General features: G+C 48.0%; 19 protein-coding genes. 9 read left to right on the forward strand and 10 right to left on the reverse strand.

Features of this window, described 5'->3' with window-relative positions; all coding sequences use genetic code 11:
• The first annotated feature begins 6 nt into the window (after positions 1-6).
• The 6 genes from Q0386_RS01305 to Q0386_RS01330 all read left to right on the forward strand — a co-directional run bounded on the left by Q0386_RS01305 (position 7) and on the right by Q0386_RS01330 (position 4,599).
• Positions 7-1,215: an LL-diaminopimelate aminotransferase gene (locus tag Q0386_RS01305; RefSeq protein ID WP_299025958.1), complete on the forward strand. Its 1,209-nt coding sequence runs from the start codon at positions 7-9 to the stop codon at positions 1,213-1,215.
• A complete protein-coding gene (locus Q0386_RS01310) occupies positions 1,212-2,474 on the forward strand; it encodes a homoserine dehydrogenase (RefSeq protein WP_299025961.1) in 1,263 nt (420 codons plus the stop codon). The genes Q0386_RS01305 and Q0386_RS01310 overlap by 4 nt, the downstream gene beginning before the upstream one ends.
• 3 nt (positions 2,475-2,477) lie before the next feature.
• Positions 2,478-2,816: a YraN family protein gene (locus tag Q0386_RS01315; protein ID WP_299025964.1), complete on the forward strand. Its 339-nt coding sequence runs from the start codon at positions 2,478-2,480 to the stop codon at positions 2,814-2,816.
• A gap of 70 nt (positions 2,817-2,886) precedes the next feature.
• Positions 2,887-3,201, forward strand: a complete 315-nt coding sequence (gene trxA / locus Q0386_RS01320) for a thioredoxin (RefSeq protein WP_002952671.1) — start codon at positions 2,887-2,889, stop codon at positions 3,199-3,201.
• The gene (locus Q0386_RS01325) at positions 3,201-3,650 is read left to right on the forward strand and encodes a hypothetical protein (RefSeq protein ID WP_298792607.1); all 450 of its coding nucleotides are present in this window, start codon (positions 3,201-3,203) and stop codon (positions 3,648-3,650) included. Before trxA ends, Q0386_RS01325 begins: the two co-directional genes overlap by 1 nt.
• 10 nt (positions 3,651-3,660) lie before the next feature.
• Positions 3,661-4,599, forward strand: coding sequence for an FAD-dependent oxidoreductase (locus Q0386_RS01330; protein WP_299025969.1), 939 nt, complete (start codon positions 3,661-3,663; stop codon positions 4,597-4,599).
• Between the two features lie 448 nt (positions 4,600-5,047).
• Here Q0386_RS01330 and Q0386_RS01335 read toward each other — a convergent pair whose 3' ends face one another.
• Together Q0386_RS01335 and Q0386_RS01340 are read right to left on the reverse strand one after the other, a co-directional pair.
• The gene (locus Q0386_RS01335; protein WP_299025972.1) at positions 5,048-5,581 is read right to left on the reverse strand and encodes a hypothetical protein; all 534 of its coding nucleotides are present in this window, start codon (positions 5,579-5,581) and stop codon (positions 5,048-5,050) included.
• Positions 5,582-5,596: 15 nt separating this feature from the next.
• The gene (locus Q0386_RS01340) at positions 5,597-5,869 is read right to left on the reverse strand and encodes a hypothetical protein (protein WP_299025975.1); all 273 of its coding nucleotides are present in this window, start codon (positions 5,867-5,869) and stop codon (positions 5,597-5,599) included.
• Between the two features lie 460 nt (positions 5,870-6,329).
• Here Q0386_RS01340 and Q0386_RS01345 point away from each other — a divergent pair, with 460 nt between their 5' ends.
• The gene (locus Q0386_RS01345) at positions 6,330-7,700 is read left to right on the forward strand and encodes a GntP family permease (protein ID WP_299025978.1); all 1,371 of its coding nucleotides are present in this window, start codon (positions 6,330-6,332) and stop codon (positions 7,698-7,700) included.
• Positions 7,701-8,403: 703 nt separating this feature from the next.
• Positions 8,404-9,546, forward strand: coding sequence for a glycerate kinase (locus tag Q0386_RS01350; RefSeq protein WP_299025981.1), 1,143 nt, complete (start codon positions 8,404-8,406; stop codon positions 9,544-9,546).
• Between the two features lie 290 nt (positions 9,547-9,836).
• On the opposite strand, the gene Q0386_RS01355 is transcribed toward Q0386_RS01350, so the two are convergent.
• The 8 genes from Q0386_RS01355 to surE all read right to left on the reverse strand — a co-directional run bounded on the left by Q0386_RS01355 (position 9,837) and on the right by surE (position 16,679).
• Positions 9,837-10,406 carry a YceI family protein gene (locus tag Q0386_RS01355; protein WP_299025984.1) on the reverse strand — a complete coding sequence of 190 codons (570 nt, stop codon included), beginning with the start codon at positions 10,404-10,406 and terminating at the stop codon, positions 9,837-9,839.
• A gap of 133 nt (positions 10,407-10,539) precedes the next feature.
• Complete coding sequence (gene menA, locus Q0386_RS01360) at positions 10,540-11,442, reverse strand: 1,4-dihydroxy-2-naphthoate octaprenyltransferase (protein ID WP_299025987.1); 903 nt, start codon at positions 11,440-11,442, stop codon at positions 10,540-10,542.
• A 223-nt stretch (positions 11,443-11,665) separates the two neighbouring features.
• On the reverse strand, positions 11,666-12,253 hold the full coding sequence (locus tag Q0386_RS01365) for an SMI1/KNR4 family protein (protein WP_299025990.1): 588 nt from the start codon (positions 12,251-12,253) through the stop codon (positions 11,666-11,668).
• A 19-nt stretch (positions 12,254-12,272) separates the two neighbouring features.
• Positions 12,273-13,142 carry a hypothetical protein gene (locus tag Q0386_RS01370; protein WP_299025993.1) on the reverse strand — a complete coding sequence of 290 codons (870 nt, stop codon included), beginning with the start codon at positions 13,140-13,142 and terminating at the stop codon, positions 12,273-12,275.
• Between the two features lie 258 nt (positions 13,143-13,400).
• Positions 13,401-14,495, reverse strand: coding sequence for a phospholipase A (locus tag Q0386_RS01375; protein WP_299025996.1), 1,095 nt, complete (start codon positions 14,493-14,495; stop codon positions 13,401-13,403).
• The gene (locus Q0386_RS01380; protein ID WP_299025999.1) at positions 14,492-15,154 is read right to left on the reverse strand and encodes a molybdenum cofactor guanylyltransferase; all 663 of its coding nucleotides are present in this window, start codon (positions 15,152-15,154) and stop codon (positions 14,492-14,494) included. The genes Q0386_RS01375 and Q0386_RS01380 overlap by 4 nt, the downstream gene beginning before the upstream one ends.
• Before the next feature lie 80 nt (positions 15,155-15,234).
• The gene (locus Q0386_RS01385) at positions 15,235-15,900 is read right to left on the reverse strand and encodes a tRNA threonylcarbamoyladenosine dehydratase (protein ID WP_299026002.1); all 666 of its coding nucleotides are present in this window, start codon (positions 15,898-15,900) and stop codon (positions 15,235-15,237) included.
• Entirely contained in the window at positions 15,897-16,679 is a 783-nt protein-coding gene (gene surE / locus Q0386_RS01390; protein ID WP_299026005.1) for a 5'/3'-nucleotidase SurE, read from the reverse strand. Before surE ends, Q0386_RS01385 begins: the two co-directional genes overlap by 4 nt.
• Positions 16,680-16,885: 206 nt before the next feature.
• On the opposite strand from surE, the gene Q0386_RS01395 reads away from it, so the two are divergent.
• Positions 16,886-17,126 (forward strand): sugar phosphate nucleotidyltransferase (locus Q0386_RS01395; RefSeq protein ID WP_367272373.1); only part of this gene is annotated, 241 nt, incomplete at its 3' end.

Raw genomic sequence — 17,126 nt, forward strand, 5'->3', positions numbered from 1 at the left:
AAATTTATGTTTGACGAGATTAGATTCAATACCATAGAACGACTTCCAAACTACGTATTTGCCGAGGTGAACGCGATAAAAATGGCGGCACGCCGAGCGGGCGAAGATATCATCGACTTTTCGATGGGAAACCCGGAGGGTCGCACGCCTCAGCACATCGTCGATAAACTCTGCGAAAGCGCGCAAAAAGACAAAACCCACGGCTACTCGGCAAGTGCGGGTATCTACAAACTGCGCCTAGCCATCTGCAACTGGTACAAGCGTAAATACGGCGTAAATTTAGACCCCGACACCGAAGCCGTCGCGGTTATGGGCAGCAAAGAGGGCTTCGTGCACCTAGCTCAGGCCGTGATAAACCCGGGCGACGTAGCCGTAGTGCCAGATCCTGCATATCCGATCCACACGCAGGCGTTTTTATTTGCCGGCGGTAGCGTGGCGAAGATGCCGCTAAAGTACAACGACAAATTTGAACTTGACGAAAATAAATTTTTCGAAGACCTGCTTCACACGATCCGCTCAAGCTCGCCGAAACCTAAATACGTCGTCGTAAATTTCCCGCACAACCCAACAACCGTAACCGTGCAAAAGAGCTTCTACGAGCGGCTAGTGGCGATGAGCAAACAAGAGCGCTTTTACGTGATCTCCGACATCGCCTACGCCGACCTCACGTTTGACGGATACAAGACGCCAAGCATCTTTGAGGTAGAAGGCGCAAAAGACGTCGCCGTCGAGTGCTATACGCTATCAAAAAGCTACAATATGGCGGGCTGGCGCGTCGGATTTTTATGCGGGAACAAGCGCCTTTGCGCCGCTCTTAAAAAGATAAAATCATGGGTAGACTACGGCATGTTTACTCCGATCCAAGTTTCCGCCACAATTGCGCTAGACGGCGATCAAAGCTGCGTCGAGGAGATCCGTCAAATTTACGAAAAACGCCGCGACGTGATGCTAGAAGCCTTTGCTAGTGCGGGCTGGGAGATGCATAAACCAAGCTCAAGTATGTTCATCTGGGCAAAAATCCCACCGCAAGTGGGAAACATCGGTAGTCTCGAGTTTTCAAAGCAGCTTTTAACAAAAGCTAGCGTTGCGGTGAGCCCGGGTATCGGCTTTGGCGAGGGCGGCAACGATTATGTGCGCCTTGCTCTCATCGAGAACGAAAACCGCATCCGCCAAGCAGCGCGAAATATCAAAAAATATCTGAAAGAATTTGTATGAATATAGCCATTTTAGGCGTCGGCACCGTCGGCGAAGCCGTAGCTAAAATTTTACTCCAAAACAAAAAACTGATCGCGGCAAGATGCGGCGAGGAAATAGTCCCGGTTATAGGTGTCGTTAGAAATTTAAGCAAAAAAAGAGATGTCGCCATCCCGCTCACGGACGACATCGATAGCGTCATAAAACGCGACGATATCGATGTTTTCGTCGAGCTTATGGGCGGCGTTGAGGAGCCGTTTAGGGTCGTTAGTCAAATTTTAGAGCGCAAAAAAGCAGTCGTAACGGCAAACAAGGCGCTACTCGCCTATCACCGCTACGCCTTGCAAAATTTAGCGCAAAACACGCCGTTTGGCTTCGAGGCTAGCGTCGCGGGTGGCATACCTATCATCAGAGCCCTTCGCGAGGGCCTTAGCGCCAACCACATCCTAAGCATCAACGGGATTTTAAACGGCACGAGCAACTACATCCTAACCTCAATGATGAGCAAGGGCTCAAATTTCGCCGATGCGCTAAAAAAAGCCCAGGAGCTAGGCTACGCCGAAGCCGATCCGACCTTTGACGTAGGCGGATTTGACGCGGCGCACAAGCTACTGATACTAGCCAGCATCGCATACGGCGTACACGGCAACCCGGAGGATATCCTGATAGAGGGCATTGAAGGCATCACGCCCGAGGATATATTTTTCGCTAACGATTTCGAGTACGTCATCAAACTACTCGCCATCGCCAAAAAAACGGGCGAGAAGGTCGAGTTGCGCGTACACCCAGCACTCGTACCAAAAGATAAAATGATAGCTAAAACAGACGGCGTGACAAATGCCGTGAGCGTAGTGGGCGACGCTGTCGGAGAGACGATGTTTTACGGTCCGGGCGCGGGTGGTCCTGCGACGGCGAGCTCGGTCATTAGTGATCTCATCGATATCGCCAGAGACGGCAAATCCCCAATGCTAGGCTACAAGGCGCCGTTTGAGCTAAACGCGCTTGAGCTCCTAGATCCGAGCGAAATTCGCACGAAATATTATTTTAGGCTCAGGGTCGAGGACAAAGTCGGCGTGCTGGCTAAAATCACGAATTTAATGAGCGAAAACAACCTCTCTATCGACAGCCTGCTACAAAAACCAAAGGACGAAAGTCCATATGCGACGCTATTTTTCACGACTCACACGAGCGTAGAAAAAGACGTCAGACGCACTATGGAAATTTTGCAAGAGCAAGAGTTTGTAAAAGAAAAGCCTTTTATGATGAGGATAGAAGAGTAAAATTTGGGGCTTAAGGCGTATCTTTTCGGCAAAAGCTCCGAGGATCTGGCTTGCGAGTTTTTGCTAAAAAACGGCTGCGAGATCCTCGCTAGAAATTTTAGCTCCAAATTTGGCGAGATCGACGTTATCGCTAAAAAAGACGGCATCTTGCACTTCGTTGAAATCAAAGCTACGCAGGGCGACTACGAGGCAGAGTATCGCCTCACGCCCGCTAAATTTAATAAAATTTTAAAAACTATCGATTTTTATCTGCTACAAGACGGCGCTAACGCCGATTTTCAGGTCGATTTGATCGCGATAAAAAAGAGCGAGATAAAGTGGATAGAAAATATTAGTTTGTAAAAATTCTTATTTAGCTAAAATTTAAATACTTTCGTGTATAATTACGAATATCTTTAAAAAGGAGAATAAAATGGGAAAATACATAGAACTAACGACTGCGAATTTCGATGTCGCTAAAGAGGGCGTTGCGCTAGTAGATTTTTGGGCGCCTTGGTGCGGACCTTGCCGTATGCTTGCTCCGGTCATCGACGAGCTAGCTGAGGAGTTTGAGGGCAAAGCTAAAATTTGCAAAGTAAACACCGACGAGGTGCAAGACCTTGCCGTAGAATTTGGCATCCGCTCGATCCCTACGCTTCTATTTTTCAAAAATGGCGAAGTCGTAGAGCAAATGGTCGGCGCGCAATCAAAACAAGCCATCGCCGATAAGATAAATTCGCTTCTTTAATGGTTTTTAGACGAGGAGGAAGCCTGCTTCCTCTCACCTCCGTTTTTGCGTCTTTTATCGGCGCAGCGCTGGTAGCAGGCGTATTTGCCTACAATAATTACAGATTTTCGCAGTATAAATTCGTAAATTTTAACGAACTGGTTTTTTATGAGCAGGCTCAAATTTTCGTGCCGCAGGACGATAAATTTTTACTCGTGGTTTTTAGCTCCAACCAATCAGATTGGAAGGAAATTTTAAAAACTTCAAGCAAGGATTTAAAAATCGTCGCCGTGGATTTACTCCAAAAACGCGCGCCAAGCGAGGAAAATATAAATTTCGTCGCTTCGGATATAAATACGATTTTAAAGCTGATGCACGTCCTAAATATCACGTCTTTGCCCGCCAGCGTGGAGCTAAAGGCGCAAAAGGGCGGCATTTATAAACAAGATTCAAAAATAAATAAAATTTAAAGGAAAAAATATGTTAGATTTAGCAATCATCGGAGGCGGTCCTGCAGGACTTAGCGCGGGACTTTACGCCACTCGCGGCGGACTAAAAAACGTCGTAATGTTTGAAAAAGGTATGCCAGGCGGCCAGATCACGAGCAGCTCTGAGATAGAAAACTATCCCGGCCAAAAAGCTCCTGGCGAGAGCGGCATAGACTTCATGAGCACGTGGGTCGCACAGTGCACACATTTTGGACTAAAGCACGAGATGGCGGGCGTCGAGCGCGTGGTAAAAAACGCCGACGGCAGCTTTACGGTCAAGCTTGAAGGCGGCAAAGAAGAGCAGGCCAAAGCAGTCATCGTAGCCACCGGCTCCACTCCGCGCCGCGCAGGCTTTGCGGGCGAGGACGAATTTTTCGGCAGAGGCGTGAGCACGTGCGCGACTTGCGACGGATTTTTCTATAAAAACAAAGAGGTCGCGGTTTTAGGCGGCGGCGACACGGCGATCGAGGAGGCCCTATATCTAGCCAACATCTGCTCGCGCGTCTACATCATCCACCGCAGAGATGAGTTTCGCGCCGCTCCCGTCACGCTAGAAAAGGCCCGCGCTAACGCCAAAATCGAGTTCATCACGAGCGCTACGATCAAGCAAGCTTATGGCGACAAAGCAGGACTTGCCGGTCTAATCATAAACACGAAAGAGGGCGAGCGCGACCTAAAAGTGCCGGGCGTTTTCGTATTCGTCGGACTTAACGTAAACAACGACGTCCTCCGCCAAGAAAACGGCGAATTCGTATGCCAGACCGAGGATGGCGGCCAAGTGAGCGTCGATCTAAAGATGCAAACTAGCGTGCCGGGGTTATTTGCCGCGGGCGACATCAGAAAAGACGCGCCAAAACAAGTCATCGTGGCCGCAGGAGATGGCGCGGTAGCGGCCCTTACCGCGCTTAGCTACATCGAGAGCCTACACTAAGATTTCTCAAATTTAGCCGAGCTTTTCGGCTAAATTTTTTCTTTATACTTCAAATTTTCCCAAATTTACCGAGTTTTGCCTTATCCTTTCAAATTTAGTCAAATTTGCCTTGATTTATTTTCCACGCATTTCCAAATTTCCGTCCAAATTTCACTCAAATTTAACCGCCCTTTGGCTAATATTTTGCAAATTTAACGAAGCAAAAAGGATCAAATTTGCACGCCTTGCTAAAAATATTTAAAACCGTTTTATACGCCGCGCTATTTTTAGGGCTTTATCTTTTGGCGGATAAGTACGGACTGTTTGCTAAATTTGTCAATTAAATTTATCGACTCGGCTTTGCCAAATAAATTTCGAGTCGAGAGTCGGATGTTAATTTTAATAGTCTGTTTGTGGCGCTTCTTGAGTCTTTTGTGGCGAGCGTAATATTTTCTCTTCTGCTCTCATACTACTCTCCTTTAAAGTGATCTACAAATCTTCTATCAAAATTAGGCAAAGTGTATCTTTCAATTAGATACATTTTAGGAAAAGTTCTTGATACTATTGCAATAATTTTTTCTTTACATATAAAACGACCGGTAAAAGTACCTGACGCGTCAATATCTAGCATTCTTTTTAGCATAAAATATCTCTGCTGAAAAGCAATAGTTTCATTTGTTTTATTGTTTATGATTCTCATTGTGTCGGAGTGAAAGTATTTAGAAGCGAACCGATTTAAATTTACCTTATCATATAGGACGGTATAGTTCATCTTAGGCATCTTATCTTTCGTAGTTATGATTTTATTTGAGTCGATTATTTTTATGATTCTAGCTCTGATATCATCATAGTGCGACGTCTTATCTCCTAGCTCTTGCTTGACCTCTTTTACTATTTTGTCGTATTCATCTTGATTTTTCTCGTAATGATATACAGCTACGTTTCCGTCGGGTAAATTTAAAGCCAAAGTTTTTAGATGAATGCCGTCAAGGTAGTTATTCATCATATATTCTATATTTTACTCGTTAAATCCGTTAAAAACATTATCCTCAAAATAAATACTCTGCGGATACTCTACCGTTTCTTTTATAAAGGCCTTTGGAGCGGTAGCGCAGTAATACGCCCCGAGTATGTTGGTGATAATGATATCGTAAGTGGGGATTAGAAATAGCACGGCCGCTACTATGCCTCTGATCCAAATTTTATTAGCGTATTTTACGGTGATGACCATAACTACAGTGCTAATTGCCAAATATGGAATAACGTAAAAAAGTAAGATTATCATACCCATAGCGTATCCTTTTTAGTTGTCGGCAAAACAGAGACGGTACGTTTTGCCTCGTGCCTAAAATATGTGGGTCAATAAAACCCGCAACTGTTTTAAATTTAACCGCTTTGCATCTTTTGCAAATCATTGATAAAATGATAATGCCGTAAGGCTTAAGGCGGAGTAAATTTGAGCTTCGGCAAGCGCTAGTAGTCAAATTTGACGCTTGTTTTACGAATTATAGTATCGCAAATTTAACCTCGCAAGTTATTTTTTGTGATAAATTTGCTCCAAATTCGAACCTAAATTCAAAACAAAATTTAACCGCGCCAAAGCTGCCTGTACATTTACCGCAAAAGTAATCGGCCGTCAAATTCACTCATTTTATAAAATGAAACTAAAATTTCAAATCTAATTTAGATATTTTAAAAACAAATTTCGGTAATATTGCGCTAGGCAAAAATTTTATCCGAAAGGAGCTGTTATGAGCGGTATTGCTCTCATCATCTGCTTCGTCATCGCGGTCGTCGTTATGATCGTGCTGATTTCTAAGTTCGGGGTTCACCCCTTTATAGCGATCATGCTCGTTTCGCTAGCTCTAGCCGTCGTCGCGGGCATCGACCTGGTCAAGGTTCCCGCGATCATCGGAGAGGGATTTAGCGGGATATTTAAAAGCATAGGCATCGTCATCATCCTGGGCGCGCTCATCGGTATGGCGCTGGAAAAGACGGGCGCGGCGCTAAAGCTAGCCGACATGGTCGTGCGCTGCGTAGGCGACAAGCGCCCCGAGCTAGCCATGCTCATCATGGGCTGGATCGTAGGTATCCCGGTCTTTTGCGATAGCGGCTTTGTTGTACTCGATCCGATCCGCCGCGCGATAAAGGAAAAAATCGGCGCCAACCCCGTAGCTATGGCCGTTGCGCTCTCGTGCGGCCTATACACATCGCACGTATTTATACCGCCGACTCCGGGCCCGATAGCAGCCGCAGGACTCGTGGGCGTAGGGCACAACCTGCTGCTAGTTATCGCCGTGGGTGCTGTCGTTTCGATACCGGTTCTCATCGCGGGCTATCTTTTTGCTAAAACTATCGGCGCAAAAGTGAGCCTAAAAGAGGATCTAGCCGAAGTTGGCAAGAGCTACGACGAGATCATCAAAGAGCACGGCAAGCTGCCTTGCGCGTTTTTGAGCTTGGCGCCGATTTTTATGCCGATTTTGCTGATGGCGCTGGGTTCGGTCGTCTCGATACTAAAGCTAAAAGGCTCGTTTGCAAATTTTGTTTTGTTTTTAGGCAACCCGATCATCGCGCTTGGCGTAGGCGTACTATTTGCCGTTATCTTGCTGGCTAAAACGGGCAAGCTTGGTGAATTTAACCTCATGACCAACGAAACGCTAAAGATCGTCGGACCGATCCTCTTTATCACGGCTGCGGGCGGCGTGCTAGGCAACGTCATCGCTAAGGCCGGATTTGTCGAGTTTATGAAGGCAAACGCCCACCTCATCGGCACTGTGGGCATATTTTTCCCGTTTGTTATCTCGGCTATCATCAAGACCGCTCAGGGTAGCTCGACCGTGGCGCTTACGACGACGGCCTCTATCATGGGGCTTTTCACCGATAGCGGCTCGATGATGAGCGCGCTAGGACTCACGAGCGAGATGGGCGCGGTGCTAACGGTGATGGCGATCGCTGCGGGCGCGATGACGGTTTCGCATGCTAACGATAGCTATTTTTGGGTCGTTACGAACTTTAGCAAGATGTCGCCGGAGCAGGGCTACAAGACCCAGACGATGCTTACTTTTATAATGGGTATCGTCGGTATGGCGACGGTTTGGGTTGCGTCGCTGATTTTGCTTTAAATTTGAGGACAAATTTGAGTGCGGTTTTGGCGCAACCAGGCTGCACTCTTTACGGTAAGAGCGGTAAATTTTCAAATTTGTCCGCCCAGACCCGCATCTTGAAAATGCCAAATTTGATTTGGTTAAATTTAGCATTGCGCATTAAATTTAATCTTTCTTGTTAAGGGGGAAGGGGCTTGAATTACGGTCTGCTTGCAGTTACGAGCAAAGCGGTCTCAAGCCCATAGGGCGACGGTAGCGAACGTAGTGAAGCTAAGTAGAGCGTCGCCTTCCTTTGCGTCGTACTACGCACTAGCAACTGCTAAAGGCAGACCCTCTCCCGTCTGCTTGCAGCTGCTAGCGCAGCGACGCAGAAGCCCTCTCTAACCCCACTGCGCGTGAGATGTGGCGACATGGCTTTGCTCTTCGAACAAAGCATTGCGGGCTAGGGATCAAATTTGGCATTTATAAGCGTCGCGATTTAAAACTAAATTTGATAAAATCAGATCGTAGAATTTAAGGCGAAGTATTTTGAGATGATTTTTGGGATTGCGCAGGTAAAATTTAGCGTAGGCTGGACTTCTGCTTGCAGTTGCGAGTGAAACGAAGCAAAAACAGTCCGCCGAGCTAAATTTTAGCCAGCTCCGCTTCTTGCAAAGCAGTGAGCGAAGCGCAACTGAAAAAGTGCTCAAAAGACGAGCCGCTAACAGAAAAAGGAAAACAGATGAAAATACTAATAGCAATCGACTCTTTTAAGGGCTCTTTGAGCTCGCTTGAAGCCGGCAACGCCGTAAAAGAGGGTATAGAAGCCTTGGCCGGCGAGACCGAGGAAGTGGTGGTTAAACCTATCGCAGACGGCGGCGAAGGTAGCGTGGTGGCGCTAGCAGATGCGCTAGAGGGCGAGTTTATCGACGTCATCGTGCAAAATCCTCTCGGCGAAAAGATCCCCGCCAGATACGCGCTAGCAGGCGAGCTGGGCATCCTCGAGATGGCGTCTTCTAGCGGACTCATGCTGGTGGAAAAAGAGCGCCGAAACCCGATGAAAACGAGCACCTACGGCTTTGGGCAGATGATTTTGCATGCTATTAGCAAGGGCGCGCGTAAATTTATCGTCGGTATCGGCGGCAGCGCGACGAACGACGCGGGTACTGGCATGCTAAGCGCGCTAGGATACGAGTTTTTTGACGAAAACGGCGAGCTGCTCGAGGGCAAAGGCGAAAACCTCATAAAAATCACCAAAATTTCAAACAAAAACGTAGTACCCGAGCTACAAGAGTGCGAATTTCTAGTGGCTTGCGACGTGGATAATCCTCTGTTTGGCAAAAACGGCGCGGCCTACGTCTACGGTCCGCAAAAGGGTGCGGACGAGCAGATGGTAAAGGATCTGGATGCTGGGCTTATAAGCTTTGCGAGCGCGACGAGCGAGCACTTTTCGAGCGAATTTTGGAACTTCAAGGGCGCGGGCGCGGCAGGCGGGCTAGGGTACGGGTTTGTGAGCTACCTAAACGCCAAACTAAAGCCCGGCATCGACATCATCATGGAGGAAATCCGCCTCGAAGAGGACGTGAAAAACGCCGATCTAGTCATCACCGGCGAGGGACGACTGGACTTTCAAAGCTCGATGGGCAAGACACCAACCGGAGTGGCGAAGATCGCCAAAAAATACGGCAAACCCGTCATCGCGCTAGCCGGTAGCGTGTCGCCGTGCGCCGGCGGCTGTAACGAAAACGGCATCGATGCGTTTTTTAGCGTATTAAACGAGCCTGTGAGTCTAGAGGAGGCGATGGATAAGCAAACCGCTACACGCAATCTCAAAATGACGGCAGAGCAGGCTTTGAGGCTATATTTGCTAGGGCGTAAGGGGTAAATTTACGCTTTATTACGGCGACGGGGCCGGCGAATTTATCGGTTTGCCGGCTTGGTCGTGCTTGATCGCTCGGTGTGATGTGCAAGTCCGAGCGGATGTTTTTTGCTATAAATTCGCCTTTTGGCGTGGCTGTTTCGCTAGTTTTTCAAATTTGACATCGCGCTTTGACGCGTCAAATTTTAGTTCTAGTTTTTGCCGTTCAGGTTTTTGTGCCGTACGGGTTATCAAATTTGCAAAAACTTAGAACTCAAAAACAAGACAAAGCCTGAAAAAACGGGCTTTAACCAGACTTATTTTTCCTTCGCTTCGATCTCGATCTCTAGCTCTACTTTGTCCGATAGCGTGATCTCGGAGGTATCTAGCCCGATCTCAAAGAGCTTGCGTTTGGTCTCGCCCTCTAGGCTAAAGCCGATTTTTTCCTTGCCGTTTTTATCCGCCGTAAAGCCGCCAAGCTCGAATTTTAGCACCACGGGCTTAGTGACGCCGTGCATCGTGAGCGTGCCTACGACCTTGCCTTCGGTGTCGCTTTCTTTCTCAAATTTGACCATTTTGTAGGTGATTTTGTCAAATTTAGCCGCGTTGAAAAAATCCGCGCTTCGCAGGTGTTCGTCGCGCTTGTCGTTTTGCGTATTTACCGAGGCGGTTTCGATGGTAGCCTCTAGTGCTTTTAGCTCCTTGGCGTCCTTGTCGTAGTCGATCACGGCGTCAAATTTGCCGAAATTTCCGCTGACTTTTGAGATGCTTAGGTGTTTGATCTTAAAGCCGATGTTGCTGTGTGCCGGGTCGATCTCGTAGACTGTGGCGTTTGCGAAGCTCGCTGCTAGGGCTACCGCTAGCGAAAATTTGATGAGTTTTTTCATTTTTTCTCCTTGTGATTTAGGTTTGAAAGTGTATTTTAAAAAAGTAAATATATAACTTTTTCGCAATATTTTGAGAAAAATTTGAATTACTTTTTGTCGCCAGCAATAGCACGGAACAATAATCAGGCTAAATTTAACCCCAAATTTCCCCGATAAAAAACAGCGCCGACATCGTAAACGTGCAGAGCGCGACGACCTTTAGCTGTCCGTCGAAGTCGCGACACTCCCGCACTTTCGAAACAAAAAAGAGATGCCAAATAAGCGGCACAAAGCTAGTTATGTAGAGTAGTTTTACGCCTGAGTCTCCGCGCAAAAGCGAGTAGCAAAGCATCGATCCTGCTCCGCCGGCGATAAGAGCGTAGTGGTAGAGCTTGGCTGCGCGCAGCCCGATACGCACGGGGATCGTGCGCTTGCCTTTGAGCGCGTCGTTTTGCACATCGCGCATATTATTTAAATTTAGCACCGCCGTGCTTAGCATCCCGCACGCGCACGCAGGCAGCAGTAGCGCCGCATCGAGCGAACGCGCGTATAAAAAGTACGAACCTAGCACGCTCAAAAGTCCAAAAAACAAAAACACGAAAACGTCGCCAAGCCCCTTATATCCGTATGCGCCGGCGCCCACGGTGTAGCGGATCGCAGCGTATATCGACGCGCCGCCTAGCGCCAAAAATAGAATCACGAGATAAAAACGCTCGCCAAACGCCAAAACGCTTAGCGCGAGGCTCGAAAATGCCGCAAGTAGCGCCGTAGCGACGATGACGCGTTTCATCTCTGCCATGCTCATCTGCCCCGTTTGGATCGCGCGGCGCGGCCCCAGCCTGCCCTCGTCGTCGGTGCCCTTTACCGCGTCGCCGTAGTCGTTGGCGTAGTCGCTGAGTACCTGAAACAGCAGCGTCGTAAGCAGCGCCAGCGCGAAAATGTCCGCTCTAAATACGCCCACACCGTATGCCGCACCGCTGCCAAGCAGTACGCCTGATACGCTAAGGGGTAGCGATCTAAGCCTTGCGGATGCGTAAAGAGCCTTTGCGGTTATCATTTTTTGCCTTTTGTTGATTTTTGGAGCCGAATTTACGACAAATTTGAGCTCAAATTTAGCACCCAAATGCAAAAAATAATATAAATTTGAGCTGGTTTGCAAGTGAAATTTGTAAATTTGGAGTTAAAATTTGACGGTAGTTGTCGCCAAATTTAGAGTTTTGAAATCAGGCAAATTTACCGCAAAAGCTAGCGCAAAGGCCTAGCTTTCCAGCATAAATTTATCAAATTCCAGCCATTTCTCGCCAAAACTCAATTGCATTATCATCGCCGGCCTGGACGAATTTAGCTATTTCTTCCGTGCTCGGTACGGCCTTTTTGCTTAGTCGTGTGATATCGATGCTTCCAAGCGCTCTAAAAAATCTCTCAAAATCGCTCGCAACGCGCCTACTGCAAAGCTCTTTGTCTCCGAGCAGCCACGCATAAATCGCGCCGTCCGCGCAATCAAGCAAAAAAATCCACGGATCGCCCACGGCAAAAACTATCAAATTTGTAGGACGCGTATCGCCGTGCCACCATTTGCCGCCGTATTCGTCGGTGCTGTTTAGGCGCACTAGCTCGCTAGCGTAGTCGCCGCCGCCGCCAAAGCATACGTTGCAAACTTCAAATTCGCCAAAGTCAAATTTGCAAACTAGCCGCGAAAGCGCAAGCGGAAATTTGACGCCTAGAGCCTCTTGCGCATTTTCTAGCGCCCGCGTGGACGCGTCGGCATCGCTTTGTGCTAGTAGCCTCATGCCCGTTATGCCCTCTTGCTCCAGAGGCAGGCATATCTCGTCTAGCTCGCGAGCGATCTCGTCTAGCTTTAAAAACATATTTTTCTCCGCTCTTAGTTTATCTGAGATTTTTTGTTTCGGTTTTTATGATTTCGCCGTTTTCGCCGTAAAATTTCGTAGTCGCCGCGCCCGCTTTTGCGTCGGTTACGACCTCTTTTACGAGCTCGCCTTTTTCGTTAAATTCTTTTTGTATTTTAATCGCTTCGCTAAGCGGCTTGCCGATCGTTTGGCGCTGGTCTATCACGCTTTTTAGTTTGCCGCTCGGGTAGAAAAACTCAAAATACGCAGACTCGCCGCCTATCTGGTATGCGCGACTGTGCAGGCGCCCGCCCTCGTCGTATTTTTCAAAAGTCGTTTCCTTTTTACTCGTTTGGACTCTGGTAAATTCCTTATACGATGGCTTGCCGTCTCTGCGGTATTCGGCTATGTTGTTTTCGACGAAAAAGCCTAAATTTGCATCAAAACGCTTGGTTTTTCGGTGCAGTTTTAGCACTTCGCCCGCGTCAAAAAGTTCTAGTAGCTCCTTTTCTAGTCCGCCACACAGGCATCTCTCGGCCGTGAACGCAGGCGCGTCTCGGTGCTCTTTTGAGTACACTTCAAGTAGCACCCAGCGCTCGTTTTTGCGGACGGCGAACGAGATTTTTAGCTTTGTGGATGGGTCGTCCGAGATCTTGCGCTTGTACTTCTCGTCCGCTTCGTCGATGACGTAGCGATTTAACTGCGCGCCGCTCGCATCTAGCCAGGTGATGTAGAGTCTGTTGTGTATTTTGCCGCTTGCGTCCTTTTCGCCGTTGCGCAGGTTGTACTTAAAAAATATCTCATAAGTTGCGATTAGCTCGTTGTTTTGTTGCTCGGGCGCGTATTTGCTGCCTGCTTGTAGCGAGGTCGCGCAGGTTAAAACGATAAAAAGCCTTAATAAATTTTTCATCTATCTCCCTAAATTTGACGAATTTCGAGCTTGCATTGCGGCGGCGATTTTTGACTGCGATTTTGGCGCAAATTTAAAGGATCGCGCCGCGGCTAAAATTCGCAAATTTGCTTCTTGCTTTATTATGCGTATATTTTGCAAACAAGCGCCTGCTCGTCAAATTTGCCTGGCTCATCAACTCGGCCAAATTTGACTTATCGCTTTTGGTCGCTTGCCGTGATTTTTACCTTGCCTGCGCCGCTTGAGCGCGCTAGCCTTTTACTTTAAAATCGCAAAGCCGATGCCGACCTTATCGGTGTGGCGGTTATAGTCGATGAGGCTCTCGCCGTATCCAGTGAAGTACTTCACGTAGCCGTAAACGCCGCTCTTGCCAAACGGAAAGAGCCACCCAAGCTCGCCCGCGCCGCGGTTGGTTTTATCAAAATGCAGGTTGTTTCGCACCATCGCCGTAAAGATGTGGCCGCGGTAAGGCAGAGCGAAATTTATATCCATATTGCCGATGTATTTTTCGATGTCGGGATTATCGTCGCTGCCTTTGCTTTCCGGTATGCGCGCCCACGCTCGCGGGATCACGACTAGACTACCGGCGTAAAGTTTGGCCTCGAGATAGACGCGGTTCCACGAGCGCGATTTCTCGCCGCCCTGGCCGTTACTCTCGTGCAAAAGTCCCGCGCGTAGGTAATCAAGACTCGGCAGCGCCTCAAATCTCATCGGAACGGTTATGAAAATCTCGGGGCGATAGTTGGTCTCGCGAAACGGTGTAGAGCTCTTGGCCGTCTGCCACCACGAGCTTTGCGAGTAGCCCGCCGAGATCGTTTCGTTCATATCAAATACGTCGTAAAACAGCGGCTTTTGCAGGCTGATTTGAAAAGCGGTCTCAAATCTGCGCCTGCCTTCAACGTCGTTAAATGCGTAGGTTGCCGGCAGGAGGTAGTTTAGGTGGTGCATTTTTAAGCCTAAAATTTCATCCACGTCGTATGCCTCGCCGCTTTCAAATTTCGCTTTCGGGCGCTCTTTAGAGGTAATCTTTTGCTCCTCCACCGGCGCGTCCGCTACGCTATCTGACGGCGCGATCACGGAGCGCTCCATGGCGGCAGTTTCGCCGTCCTCGTCCGTAAATATCGCCTTTTTAGCCGCTAGTTTATAAAGCTGAAGGGCTCTTGTTTTGTCGCCTTCGTACTCGAGCTTTGCGGCAGCTTCGTAGAGGCGCTTGGCTTCGTCTTTGGTAGTCGGCTCGGTTAAATTTTCAGCCGCATTTTCGGACTGGCCGATTAAATTTTGCTTCGCCGTTGCAGACTCGCCGGCTGCTGCGAAATTTAACAAAATCGCCAGTAAAACGATAATTTTTTTCATATTTTTCCTTCTTTTAAAGCTTGTTCGTAATCTGCTTGGTAGTTGATGTTAAAAAACTCGTCTTCGCGCGCGAATTTTACGATCTTGCAACGGCAACGGTCGCGCAAAAGCCCGATCTTGTGCTCGCCCGCGGCAAAAAGCTCGCCCGCCGCGTCCGCTAAATCCCCGCTAAAAAACCCGCAAAGCGAGTGCGTATGCGACTCGTCTGCGGCGATGACCATGTCGTATTTGCCCACAAATTTATATAGCTCGCGCACGCAATTTTCGCTAACAAACGGCATATCGGCGGGAACGATAAAGACGCTTTCGTTTGGGAAATTTCTAAGGATACTGTAAAGAGCTAGCATCGGAGAAAAGGCGTACGGGCTCAAATTTGACGTATCTTGCGCAGAAATTTGAGCTGAGTTTGTCGGGGTGTTTTTATCACTTGCTACGTTCAAATTTGACCGAGAGATCTCCTCTGCGTCGGCGTCTTTGATGAGTGGCAGGGGCGGGTCGAATTTGTCAAATTTAGAGCTAACAAATACGCGCTCGAAAATCCGCCCGAATTTATGCGCTCCGTAGTGCGTGAGCGTCGCAAATCCGCCAAAAGGTAGCAGCGTTTTGTCGCGGCCCATTCGCGAGCTTTTGCCGCCGGCAAGGATGACGCATGTTTTCATTTTTTTCCTTAATTTAAGTGCGGTATAATAGCATAAATTTGTTTTAAGCGAGCGGTTAAACTCGCCCAGACTAATTAAAATTATTTATCGCTGATGATTTTTCTCACCGCTAAAGCCGCTAAATTTAGCCCAAAACACGCCGTTACGCCCATGAAGCTGCCCAGTTTCACGCACCTTGGCAGCTCGGTAGAAAACACGACGTCAAATTTGCCTTTAAAGCCCGCTTTTTTAAGCTCGGTGCGTATTTTTTTAGCAAACGGATCGTTGCAGGTTTGCCAGACGGAGGCGACCTTGATCTGCGTAGGATCGATGCGCTTTGCTCCGCCCATCGAGCTGATGAGCTTTTCGTGCGTTTTTAGCGCGAGCGCGATCTTGGCGGGTACGTCGTCGATAGCGTCGATCACGAGATCAAAGGGCGAGAAATCAAAATTTGCAATAAATTCCGGTGTCATAAGTTCTTGCAGCGCCGTTACGCACTCGTATCTTTTGGCAAATTCGCCGACCTTGACGGCGCCGACCGCCTCGCTGTAAATTTGACGGTTTTGATTGGTTATATCAAAAATATCTTTGTCGATGACGGTGATTTTACCCACACCCGCGCGAGCTAGCGCATCCGCACAGACTCCGCCCACGCCGCCCACGCCGCAGATTAGGACGTTTGCGTTTTGAAGCTTTTTAAAATCATCGCCAAACAGCCAGCGAGACCTCGTAAATCGGTCGTTCTGATCCAAAATCACCTCGCTCAAATTTGATCCTTTAGCGCGGTTTTTAGGCCCTGCAAGCTCGCGTGTGCGGTCATATCGAGCATGATCGGAGTGAGCGAGGCGAAACTCTCGCTAAGCACGCTGATATCGGACTCGCCGTTTTGCTCGTAGTCTAAATTTGACGGCTGTCCGAGCCAGTAGTACTCGACGCCGCGCGGGTTGCGGTGTAGCATCGCGTGCGTGGCGTAGCTGCGTCTGCCTGCGGGAACTATGCGGTAGCCTCTAAATTCGCGGGCGGAGACGGCTGGGATATTTACGTTTAAAAATTGGCGCGGCGGTAGGGATATTTCGCCCTCTAGTACGCGCGGAACGATAAATTTGACGGCTTGCTGCGCGAGCGAAAAACCTAGTTTTTCGATGCTGTCGTTTTTGTAAAACTGCGAAAACGCGATACTTGGCACGCCCTGCAAAACGCCCTCCATAGCCGCTCCGCACGTACCCGAATAGGTGATGTCCTCGCCCACGTTTGCGCCGTGGTTTATACCGCTGATTACGAGGTCGGGTAGTTTTTTGTAAAGCGCATGAAGCGCGAGATAGACGCAGTCTGCGGGTGTAGCGTCGTCAAGTTTGTAAAAATCGTCGTCAAGCTTGATAAAGCGAAGAGGTCTAGTGAGCGTAAGAGAGTGCGCGCAGGCTGATTTTTCGGTACTCGGCGCTACGATCGTAACGCGCGTATCGGGTAGCTCCCTCAGTGCGCTAGCTAAAGCGTGCAGGCCGCTAGCCTCGAATCCGTCGTCGTTTGTAATTAAAATTTCTTTCAAATTTATTCCTTTTTATCACGATTAACGCAAATTTGACGAGCCCATAGCTTTCAAATTTTTAAAGAAATGATTTTAGCACAGCTTTTATTATTTAAATTTAAAGTTTTGGCCTATGTTGGATATTGTTTACTTTGTATTTTAGTTTTTAAATTTTAAGATAGATTTAAAATTTGATATATGAATAAAACAGGAGGTAAATTATGAGCATAAAAAAAATAAGAAAAGCCGTTATACCAGCAGCAGGACTTGGAACAAGAGTTTTGCCTGCGACAAAAGCACAGCCTAAGGAAATGCTTGTAATTGTCGATAAACCAGCATTACAGTATCTTGTGGAGGAACTTTTGGAGGCTGGAATTGAAGAAATTCTAATTATTACTGGAAGAAATAAGGGATCAATTGAAAATCATTTTGATTATTCATATGAACTTGAAAGAACTTTGGAAGAAA

Source organism: uncultured Campylobacter sp., from assembly GCF_938045625.1.
Lineage (GTDB): Bacteria > Campylobacterota > Campylobacteria > Campylobacterales > Campylobacteraceae > Campylobacter_A.